Below are 9751 nucleotides of genomic sequence, written 5' to 3'. Positions count from 1 at the left end.
GCGATCGAGGCGAACTATTTTGCGCGCAAGTGCGGCCTCACCAAAGAGGAAGCACTCAAGATCCTCAAGGAGGCGGCGCATCAGGATGGTTGGCGAAGTCAGGCGGCCATCTAGGATTGGATGTAAAGGCGATCGTCACGATTGCTGATCACAACCGGCTGCCGAGGATGATCTTCTTCACCGCCGACACCCATTTCAGCGATCCGCGCATTCTGCGCCTCGACCGGCGCCCTTTCAGTTCGTTGAAGGAGCACGATCTGGCGCTGGCTGCGCGTTGGAACGAGACTGTTGCTCCTGATGACGAGGTCTGGCACCTCGGCGATTTTGCCAAGGGTCCGGCCGCGACCGTGTCTTCGCTGCTGTCCTGCCTCAACGGCCGCAAGCACCTGATCATCGGCAACAACGATGGTGCAGCCACCATCGAAGCGTCAGCTTGGACAAGTGTGAACCACTACAAGGAGCTTGCGCTGGACGGCAGTTTCCTGGTGCTTTGCCACTATCCTTTTCGCACCTGGAACCAGATCGGCAAAAAATCGATCAATCTGCACGGCCATTCCCATGGCCGACTGAACCCGATATCGCGCCAGTATGATGTCGGCGTCGACAGTTGGGATTTTCGTCCGGTTACTCTTGCTGCCATTCAGGTCAGACGCCGCCGACGTTAGCAGAGCGCGGCAGAATTTTGCGCGGGCAGCGTCTTGAGCTTTGGTGGAGGGCAAGCGGAGACCCGATGGTGGCACTCCTGTCACCGCGACTTAACTTAGGTCACAAAGGAGAACTAGCTCATATGTTACGCTTGACAAAGCAGTGGGCCGGGTGCTCGCCACACGGCTTTTGCAACATGGCGGACGATCCCGCCATCAACGACATCCTGTCTTTCCTCACCCCGCACGAGACCCTGTACCAGCTATGACTCGCGCCCGCTGATGACATGGGCGGATTGGCGACCTCGCTGCAACGTAGCCCAACTCCTTCCCGTGGCCAGGATCAAGCCAATCAGCATGAAGTTCCGGAAGCCTTGCTGGTCGGCGAAAATGTCTTGCCGCGCTGCTCGGACGCGCCGGCACGGAGGATCGCAACGAGGCAATGCGACGGGACCGGAAAGCCTGTCACACCGATAGCCGTGGCTGAGCAGCTGCCCCTACGGCCGGGTGCCGCCGCCTTTCTTGTCCGGGTCCTGAGTATGGTGACTGTCGCGCTCGCCCCCTCCGCCGGAGATCCTGGTTTGTCTACTCCGATCGTCGTCGGGGGGCGGTTTTTCCACCGCCTGCGGCTTCTTGGCGTTTTCCTGCGACGCGCCAGGACCGCCGTGACGGATGCTGGCAGGGGTCTTCTTGGACGTGGACATGGCCTACCGATCTTGCTGATGTCCCTGGTGGGTGGTGTTGACCTTGGTGTTGCCTTGCTGGCCTCGCTTGTCAGGATCTCCCGCAGCAGACCGGCCACGCGGAGCCTGGTCGACGGGCACCGGCTTCTCGTCGCCGCTGCCTTTGGGGCTGAGGTTCGCGGCCGGAACGGGAGGAGGCTTCGTACTCATGGGTTTCTCCTTCACACCCGAACTGGCGCGTCGCGGGAAGGTTCCGCCGAAGGGCTGCGATGCACTTGCGCCTATGGCTGCCCGGAATGCCGACGATGCTCTCGCCAGCACTCCATCCGGTCTTAAGCGGCCGACCACTCTATGGGTGGGCGCGCAATCATTAGCCAGAAGATGGCGAGCACGGCGGCAAAGGCTGGGAAGCCGAACACGAACCAAAGTCTGAACAATTGATAGTAGCGCTCAGGCAGGGGCTGGTTGGACGCGGCCGCCTGCGTGGAAAGATCGCGCATTTGCATTTGCATCCACACGACGGGGAGCCAGAACAGGCCGGTGACGACATAGAGCAGTATCGATAGAACGATCCATCCTTCGGCGAGCGAATAGCCCGCCTGCCAGGCGAGGGCGACCCCGGTCACAGGTTGCGCGACCACGGCAGTGGCCGTAAACAGGAAGTCGGCGACGACGACGATCCGGGCGACCGCCGCGATCGTCGCTGCGTTTCCGGTTCGGTGGGCCAGGAGCATGAAAAAGGCAATGCCGGCGCCGGTCCCCAGCAGCACCGCCGCACCAATGACATGCAAGTATTTGAGCACGAAATAAGCCATCAGCGTTCTTCCAGGATCGCCAGCGCCACAAAGTGCAGAACCAGGATCGGCAGGATTTTCATCAGGGGCCCGAGTGGCTCGTTCCAGAGCTCCGGGCGCAGGAGGCTGCCCGCCAGCGCATAGAAAAGCGACACGGCGATAGCACCGAACAAACCAAGTCGGCTGGTCGGGCGCCAGGCGATTAACCCACCCACGACCATGTCGGCCAGGGCGCCAGCGACGACGGCCGGCTTGGCCAAAGCGCCGACCGCAGTGTCGACCAGCAGCTCAACGCCGCTGCGCCAGCCGGTGGTGAGGGAAATGATGCCAGTCATGATCCAGAAGAAGGGCAGCACGGCGTAGATCGCCGCCTTCACGAAATAGAGCCCTGCAAACCATCGCTCCTGTACCGTGGCGGGATTTAGCCTGAGTGCGGATGCCAGACTTGACGGCTGAATTCCGGTTATCGCTGTCCAGGGCTGGGGTTCACCGACGGCGCCCCTGGCGATCTCCTTCGCCGCATTGCTGCGCATTGGCGGGCGCCATCCCAGCAGAGCCGCCCAGTCGCCAATCCGGTATAGGGTGGCTCCGACCGCTTTGGGCAGGATGAACTCTCGAGCCCGGCTCCACCCCAACCAATGGCGGTAGAGCCCAACCACGGTGTTCATGGGCAGCGCCTCAGGTCCCGCGAGTTCCAGAATGAGGCGCGATGGGCTGTCGGGTCTGAGAAAGAAACTAACCGTGGAGATCACCTCGTCCAGCTGCACGACCTGGAGGGGGCCGGTGCCGGGCATGACAGGCAATAGAGGCAAAGCGGCGAGACCGCGAAACAGCGCGCTTGCGCCGAAGGCCGGCTGTCCCAAGACAACCGAAGGGCGCAGGATGATCCAGTCAAGCTCGCGCTCCATCAACGCCACGTCTCCCGCCAGTTTGCTGGCGGAGAAGGCGGACGGCTGCTGGCGATCGACGCCGATGGCCGAGAAATGGATGACCTTTCGCACTCCGGCCTGCTCGCAAGCGGCAAACAGGGCCGAAGCCCCGGTTGCATGGACGTCGCGCGTATTCTCCCGAACACTGTCCTACAAGACGCCGGCACAGTTCACGACCGCGTCCACCCCAATCAGGTGGGGGGTCCAGTCCTGCGGCCGCACTGCCCTCCCTATGTCCATCACGACGGGCGGGGGCCCTGGGACAGCGGCGATGCCGGCCCGATGGAGCACACGAACGAGTTCATGTCTCTCGGCCGCAAGACGCGCGCAAAGCGCAGCTCCAATCAGACCCGAGGCGCCGGTGACGAGGACTTTCATTCGCTGTTTCCGGCATTCGGCGGCGCTCGCGTCTGAAGCGATCTGGTCGCTGGACCCGAAAGCACTTCACCGGCTTCGTCAAAGCGGGATCCATGGCATGAGCAGTCCCAGGTTCGATCGACCGGGTTCCATCCGACCACGCAGCCGAGATGGGTACAAATCGCCGAACGGGCGGTGACAGCACCATCGTGTGCTCTGCTGATTGCGAGCTGCTCTCCATCGTGTTGGATCACCCCGCCCTCTCCCGGGGCAATGTCGTCGATAGCGACAGCTCTTGAGCCCAGAATGCGCTCGCTTGCCAGACGGGCTGCCGTCTGGACGTTCTCGAATAGGAAGGTCGGCCCGCCGGCGAGCGGCTTGATGCGGGTCGCCTCGAAGATTTCGGCCGCCGGATGGGATTCTCCAAGGACAATCGAGGCAAGGATTTCGGCTGCGACGGTGCCTTGCGTGATGCCCCATGCGTCGAAACCGGTGGCAACGAGAAGGCTTGGTTTGGAAGAGCTCGCAGGGCCGACAAAGGCCATCCCGTCCATCGACCGGAAATCTTCATTTATCCAAAGGTGCGATGGCTGGTGGATGCCGAATGTCCGCTCAAGGAACGCCAGCATGTCGGTGACGGCCTCATTCGCGGCTTTGCGATCGCCAGTCTTGAATTCGCCGCCGGCTGCCACGAGAAAGCGGTTGCCGTCCTTGCTCGCCGTCCGGAATGAATGAGAAGGCTCGCCTGCGCTGATGAACATGCCGTCGATCGCCGTGTGTTCCGGCAGTGATGCTGCCGCGACCGGATGTGCAAAGGGAAAGGCCTTGGCAAAAAACAGTCCGTCCCCAACGATAGGCATCTGCGTGGCGACGATGACCTTGCCGGCGGTGACAACGCCGCCGTCCAGGCTCAACTGGTAGGGACCGTCGCCTGCGATCTCTAGAACGCGGCTGCTTTCAAAGACCGAAACGTTGCCGTCACCGGCGAGGCGAGCCAGCCCGCAGAGATAAAGGTACGGATCGAACTGATACTGGCCGGCAAAGCGGAGTGCTCCGGCGGTCGCCACGGGCAGGTCCACAGCGGATAAGAATTCCGCTGGCAATCCAAGAGAAGCGGCGGCATCGGCCTCATGGTGTAGTTTCTCCGCCTGCTGTTCGTCTTCGGCGTAGATGAAGGCAGCTTTGGCTTCCAGGCTTGCCTTATGCGCCATGCCTGAGCAAAGTGTAGCAATCTCCTGTTTGGCCTTTTCATTCGCGTCGGCGTAAAGTTTCGCACCGTCCTTGCCGAAATGACGAATGAGGGAAGCGTATTTCAGGCCATGCTGAGATGTGACCTTGGCTGTGGAGCGGCCGGTGGCCTGGTGTCCGATCTGACGTGCTTCAAGCACCGCCACCTTCAGACCTGAGGGACGCAGGACACAAGCTGCATGCAGCCCCACAATGCCTGCGCCGACGATCGCGACGTCAAAGTGATGTTTGCCCTGGAGGGCGCCAAACGAGACCTCAGGCGCACGGTCGAGCCACAACGGGATTGGCTTCATCCTTGCGGCCCTCGCTCCTGCCATTCCAAGCCTGATGGTTGGGTGCCCGGGGGCCTGCCAAATGCTTCGAACTCCGCCGCCTCCAACTCGCTGAGAGATTTTGCGAGCGCCGCGCCCCAAACTATGTGCACGGCCATCATCAACAGATTTCGCTGTGCAGGGTGGCGCCATGCGGGAGCAAGAAGGCGCGCCGCGGGGATCCAACCGAGGTAACTCACCGCCCACACGCCAAGGCCGTACAGCGTGCCGCTGCCGCGGCGCCGCGGCAAGAGTGCGAAAATAGCACCTGTCATGGCTCCAAAGCCAAAATGCGCCAGCAGTGCATTGGTTCGCGCATGCCGTTCATCACCTGCGATGCCCACGCGCTCGACGATCTCCCGCGGCGGCAAAGGATAGCGACTCCGGTCGTTGAGCAAAGGGTGAAGCCGCTGCATGGCGCTGGTCATGGCCATTGTTGCCGCAAGGCCCGCCAGAGCACCCAACACCATCTGCCGCACAGCACCCTCCTTGAAGCGATGTTGCTAAACGGGACCGAGGATCCATTGTTCCCTGCGGCTGTTCTCTCGAACTGACGCAACAAACTCACCCAGTGACGGTTGCGCAAGCCCCGGAGAACTTGGCACGGCAGGCATGGCAACACCGACGGCGGATGATTGCGCGTTCCGGTGGGCTCTGTCTCGCGAACCCTCGTCGGAGGAGCTTGAGCTCGGTTGACTCAGGAGCCGACTTTGCAAACGGGCAGAACGCTCGCTGCCATCGAACTGGGTGATCGCGTCACCCGCATTTAAGCCCCGCCTTACCTGCCTGGCTGCCGGGCTCGTCCACTTCCGATCAGAAGCTGCCACTCCCTTGCTCCAATTTTTCTGAACCTCTTTCCCGCCTTTCTATTGCCTCGGCGGAACCAGACGGGCCGGGGCGCGTCATTGGATCAGGTTTGGTGAATCCGGGAGTGACATGATGATGATAAGGCTCCTTCTCGTTGTCGCAGCGGCACTTGTGCTCGTGTGCGGTCGGACGGAAGCAGCCAAGCTGGATATGGCTGCAGTCAATCAGGCCCAATTTGCTCCGGGCGAACCGAAGACCGTCGATGCGGCGATTCTCAAAGCGCAGATCCTTTTGGATCGCGCCCGCTTTTCGCCGGGCCTGATCGAGGGCCGGCCGTCCGAGAACTTCACCAAAGCCGTTATGGCGTTTCAGGCCGCGCACGGACTTCCGTCCAATGGCAACCTTTCGCGGGAGACCTGGGATAAGCTGATGGCAACGTCCGCAAGCCCGGTCCTGGTCACCTATGAGCTGACGCGCAAGGACCTGCATGGCTCCTTTACCAAACGCATACCCGCTCGCCTGGAGCGGATGGCCGGCCTGAAGAGGCTTGGCTATCGCAATGCGACGGAAAAGCTGGCGGAGCGGTTCCATATCAGCGTGCAATTGCTCAGAAAGCTCAATCCGGGCATTGGCTTCAGCAAGGCCGGCAAGATGGTGGTGGTGCCTGATGTGGCGCGCGGCGATCCGCCATCAGCTAATGCCGGCGTCGAGGTCGACAAGGGTGCGCGCCTGGTGCGCGTGCTCGATCCTTCCGGCAAATGGCTCGCAGTCTACCCGGCCTCGATCGGGAGCGAAGAGAAGCCGGCGCCCGGCGGCCAAGCCCAGGTTAAGCGCGTAGTGCACAACCCCACTTATCACTACGATCCCGACTTTGCTTTCAAAGGGGTCAAGACCAAGCGGCCCCTCACCATTGCTGCCGGCCCGAACAATCCTGTGGGGTCGGTCTGGATCGACCTTTCTATCGAGAGCTACGGCATTCACGGCACCCCTGAACCCGGCAAGATCGGCACGACCTTTTCGCATGGTTGCATCAGGCTGACCAACTGGGATGCCGAGGACCTCGCCGCCGTAGTGAAAAAGGGCACAAAGGTTGATTTCAAGGATGGCACGGCCGGCGCTGACGCCAATGGGCTCCAGTAGCTGACATTGATTGCGAAAGACGCGACGGTTCCGACCCGGCGTTCACGCCTGGCCCGGTGCTGTATCGGGGAAGCTCTATCGCGCTGAACCCTGTCTACGCGCGCGAGCGGCTGTCAGGCCGTGGCGCCGAACTCTATGGCGGACGATTCAACCCGAAAGCTATGCCCGTTCTCTACGCATCATTGTCGGTGATGACGGCGTTGCGCGAAGCTAACGAGGTCGGCAATCTCCAGCCCTCGACGCTTGTCTCCTATGATGCCGAGAGGATGGCGTTTGCAACTCCCGGGATGAACACGTCTCAAGGCGGAGGGGATGGACGATGCCACGCTCACCGACGGCACATGGCGCGACCAGATGAAGGCGAGCGGGCAAGCACGGACGCGAGCAGGCTTGCTGACGTTCATCTGCCTGACTCGAAGTCAGTCGGCTTCTCGATGGTGCCGAGGATCTCGCGCCTTTGCCGGTGCCTAAACTGTCAAACGTATCCGTACGACACTGCAGACTCGCCTTTCCGATAAAGTAATCGTCGAGATGGCGTCGGCACGTGGGTTACCCGTGGTCTTCGACAAGCCTGCAGCATAGTCAATTCTCCACATCTCTTGCGAGATACTGACAAGCCCGGCGAATTGCCATTGCGTTCGAATAACCGTGAAGGATGGCAGGCCGAGGAAACGGCCATGGATCAGTCTTCCGCCTGCCGGACTGGCGAAGATAAACCGTCGGCTGGACAGCGTCTCATCATGCTTTTCATTTCAGCGGTGAAGTGGCAACGCGATATCTAACCATTCTGGGCGGCGAGATCGCCAACTAACGACCGGTCATTTCTCGCGCGCAAGAAAAAGGCCGGACCAAAGATCCGGCCAGGTACGAAGGTTAAAACCTCCAGAGGGGAACGCGCCGGACGAATGGGAGGAAACATCCGACGCACCGCGGATGTAGGTCAGCAAAGGTGACACTTCAACCACATGCCGGCAGGCCACCAGACTTGATCATCTTGGTGCACTGAAACTTGCGTGCCTGATGCGCTTGCCCAACCATAGCGGCCTCCTCGTTGAACGCAAGATGGATATGGGCAAACGTGCGGAGTGGGGCAGAGTCTCCGTAACAACTTTCAAGCGACACACCGGACTATACGCCGCAAATCTGCATCAGATTGTTTTAAATTGTTAATGGAGTTGCCCGGCGCCAATGGTTACACCGGTTACTCAAACGGCTACTCCTCCTCATCTGCTGGTCAAGCCTCAAATATTCGCGGATCGAGTGAGAAGGGTTCCTGGCCAAGGATGCGGATGTCAGCCGCGGCAGGATGACCGTGGTTCATCAGCCCGTTCAGATCTGGAGAGTCGGCGACAGGCACGATGGCCGAAGGGACGCGCAACAACAGCGTCGAGCGTACTTCATGCCATTCATCGCCCCTCTCCTGACTCCAGGCCTCGTGCTGGCGCCAATCCGGCGGAAGATCTACCAACCTGACATCCTCTACCGTCACGGTGTCGGGCAACTCATACGTGACCATGACGAGCTCCGGCAGAAGCGCCGGATCCTCGACATGGACGAGTTTCTCAAGAACACAGAGCGCAGGAGACGTGGCGCAGTAGGTGACCGCATGGCCGACGGTGTTCCAGAGTCCGTCGAAAGGAAGGCCATAGCCGCCGTCGAGCGCCTGCGCGTACTGTTTGCCTGACAGGCGCCAGAGCAACATCAGGCGGCAGCGCCCCAAGCGATCTTGCCGAGGATGGTCTCGATCACGCGCGCGCCGGCTTCGGTTTGCGCCACAACGAGCGGCGTTTCGCCGCCGAGTTCGATGAGCCCACGACGAAGCCAGCGGCTAGCCTTGTCCTGATCCACCAAAGGTTTGCTCGGCCAGAGACTGGACGCGCAGGAGACGGACGGCGCGATCCGACTCATCGACTGTCAGCGGCTGCTGCTTGTCCGCGCGGTGACGGCGGGTGCGCTGCGGGATCACGAACCTTTCGATTTCCCGCTCGGTGATTCCGGCTTGACTAAGCACGACGAGGGCAGAGAGCGGAAGCCTGTCGCGGACGGCCAAGGCCAGGTCGGCTTGCGAACGCACAACCTTGCCCTCCAGTCGTTTCGTACCGACGCATCAGTACCCGCACACGGCCCCGGCCGCTGTCTCACCTCTGATGAGACATCGTTCATCTCTCTTGACTCTTCTTAACCGCCGAGTGTGGGGAAAGTTTCCTGCGCAGGGCTTAACGTTGGGCATGACCTTTGTCGCCGTATTCCTGCGGGCCCGTCGGCTGGTGAACCTTTATGGACGGCGGCGCGTTCCGTGCAGCGAAGTCGAGTGATGCAGCGTGATGGAACCCGACGATCATCCCGCGCCGCAGAAACAGCAGGCACGTGGTGCTGAAGCCCGCTTTTCCTTCGATCGAATGGCGGTCGAGCGGTTTGAGCAAGCTTTTCCGCGTGCCAGATGGAGCGACGAGCGCAGGAGCTGGTTCGTGCCCGGCAAGACAGCAGCCCGGCGGATCGACCGCTGGCTAGCGCAGGAGGCAGCGCAGCGGGCGCCCCATGACGATTACAAGGGCCGCGATGCCTTCGCCTTCGACCCAATATCGAGTCGGTATCTGGAAATCGCGGACGACCTCCGCATTCGCACGCCTTTTTCGCGGGCGGTGCTTGAAGAATTACGCGCCGTTCCGTGGGCGAGTTGGGACGATGAGTTGCGGGCCTGGAGAGTTCCTTTCCGGTCATATGAAGAGCTCCGGCGCCGATGGCCGACGATTGAAGAAGCTGCGCAGCATGCCGAACCGGAGGAGAGGAAACGGCGACGGGCGGCCGCCAGAAACACTGAAGCCCATAGGGCCGCAC

10 protein-coding genes and 3 pseudogenes are annotated in these 9751 nt (G+C 61.3%); 4 read left to right on the top strand and 9 right to left on the bottom strand.

Annotation, left to right across the window (positions count from 1 at the left end):
• Positions 1 to 167 precede the first annotated feature (167 nt).
• Positions 168 to 665: a metallophosphoesterase family protein gene (locus NKJ26_RS32665; RefSeq protein WP_352699934.1), complete on the top strand. Its 498-nt coding sequence runs from the start codon at positions 168 to 170 to the stop codon at positions 663 to 665.
• Positions 666 to 1141: 476 nt separating this feature from the next.
• Here NKJ26_RS32665 and NKJ26_RS32660 read toward each other — a convergent pair whose 3' ends face one another.
• The 6 genes and pseudogenes from NKJ26_RS32660 to NKJ26_RS32635 all read right to left on the bottom strand — a co-directional run bounded on the left by NKJ26_RS32660 (position 1142) and on the right by NKJ26_RS32635 (position 5436).
• Positions 1142 to 1348, bottom strand: a complete 207-nt coding sequence (locus tag NKJ26_RS32660) for a hypothetical protein (protein WP_352699928.1) — start codon at positions 1346 to 1348, stop codon at positions 1142 to 1144.
• A gap of 3 nt (positions 1349 to 1351) precedes the next feature.
• The gene (locus tag NKJ26_RS32655) at positions 1352 to 1537 is read right to left on the bottom strand and encodes a hypothetical protein (protein ID WP_352699926.1); all 186 of its coding nucleotides are present in this window, start codon (positions 1535 to 1537) and stop codon (positions 1352 to 1354) included.
• 122 nt (positions 1538 to 1659) lie between these two features.
• Complete coding sequence (locus NKJ26_RS32650) at positions 1660 to 2142, bottom strand: DUF2269 family protein (RefSeq protein WP_352699924.1); 483 nt, start codon at positions 2140 to 2142, stop codon at positions 1660 to 1662.
• Positions 2142 to 3428, bottom strand: a pseudogene (locus tag NKJ26_RS32645) (SDR family oxidoreductase). Before NKJ26_RS32645 ends, NKJ26_RS32650 begins: the two are co-directional and overlap by 1 nt.
• Entirely contained in the window at positions 3425 to 4948 is a 1524-nt protein-coding gene (locus NKJ26_RS32640; RefSeq protein ID WP_352699922.1) for an FAD-dependent oxidoreductase, read from the bottom strand. Before NKJ26_RS32640 ends, NKJ26_RS32645 begins: the two are co-directional and overlap by 4 nt.
• Positions 4945 to 5436, bottom strand: a complete 492-nt coding sequence (locus NKJ26_RS32635; protein WP_352699932.1) for a hypothetical protein — start codon at positions 5434 to 5436, stop codon at positions 4945 to 4947. Before NKJ26_RS32635 ends, NKJ26_RS32640 begins: the two co-directional genes overlap by 4 nt.
• A 472-nt stretch (positions 5437 to 5908) precedes the next feature.
• Between NKJ26_RS32635 and NKJ26_RS32630 the strand changes: the two genes are divergently transcribed.
• Positions 5909 to 6913: a L,D-transpeptidase family protein gene (locus NKJ26_RS32630; protein WP_502903262.1), complete on the top strand. Its 1005-nt coding sequence runs from the start codon at positions 5909 to 5911 to the stop codon at positions 6911 to 6913.
• 56 nt (positions 6914 to 6969) lie between these two features.
• A pseudogene (locus tag NKJ26_RS32625) lies at positions 6970 to 7300 on the top strand (RES family NAD+ phosphorylase); the annotation flags it as partial.
• An 847-nt stretch (positions 7301 to 8147) separates the two neighbouring features.
• Here the strand turns inward: NKJ26_RS32625 and NKJ26_RS32620 are convergent.
• The 3 genes from NKJ26_RS32620 to NKJ26_RS32610 are packed head-to-tail and all read right to left on the bottom strand — an operon-like array spanning position 8148 to position 8924.
• Positions 8148 to 8615, bottom strand: coding sequence for an RES family NAD+ phosphorylase (locus NKJ26_RS32620; RefSeq protein WP_352699916.1), 468 nt, complete (start codon positions 8613 to 8615; stop codon positions 8148 to 8150).
• Positions 8615 to 8761 (bottom strand): antitoxin Xre/MbcA/ParS toxin-binding domain-containing protein, encoded by a 147-nt coding sequence (locus tag NKJ26_RS32615; protein WP_352699914.1) that lies wholly within the window; start codon positions 8759 to 8761, stop codon positions 8615 to 8617. The genes NKJ26_RS32620 and NKJ26_RS32615 overlap by 1 nt, the downstream gene beginning before the upstream one ends.
• Positions 8742 to 8924 (bottom strand): antitoxin Xre-like helix-turn-helix domain-containing protein, encoded by a 183-nt coding sequence (locus tag NKJ26_RS32610; protein ID WP_352699930.1) that lies wholly within the window; start codon positions 8922 to 8924, stop codon positions 8742 to 8744. The genes NKJ26_RS32615 and NKJ26_RS32610 overlap by 20 nt, the downstream gene beginning before the upstream one ends.
• 313 nt (positions 8925 to 9237) lie before the next feature.
• Between NKJ26_RS32610 and NKJ26_RS32605 the strand changes: the two are divergent.
• Positions 9238 to 9751 (top strand): annotated as a pseudogene (locus NKJ26_RS32605) (hypothetical protein); the annotation flags it as partial.

Source organism: Mesorhizobium sp. M0152 (genome assembly GCF_040322415.1).
Classification (GTDB): Bacteria; Pseudomonadota; Alphaproteobacteria; order Rhizobiales; family Rhizobiaceae; genus Mesorhizobium.
This window is presented reverse-complemented; position numbering and strand designations above follow the sequence as displayed.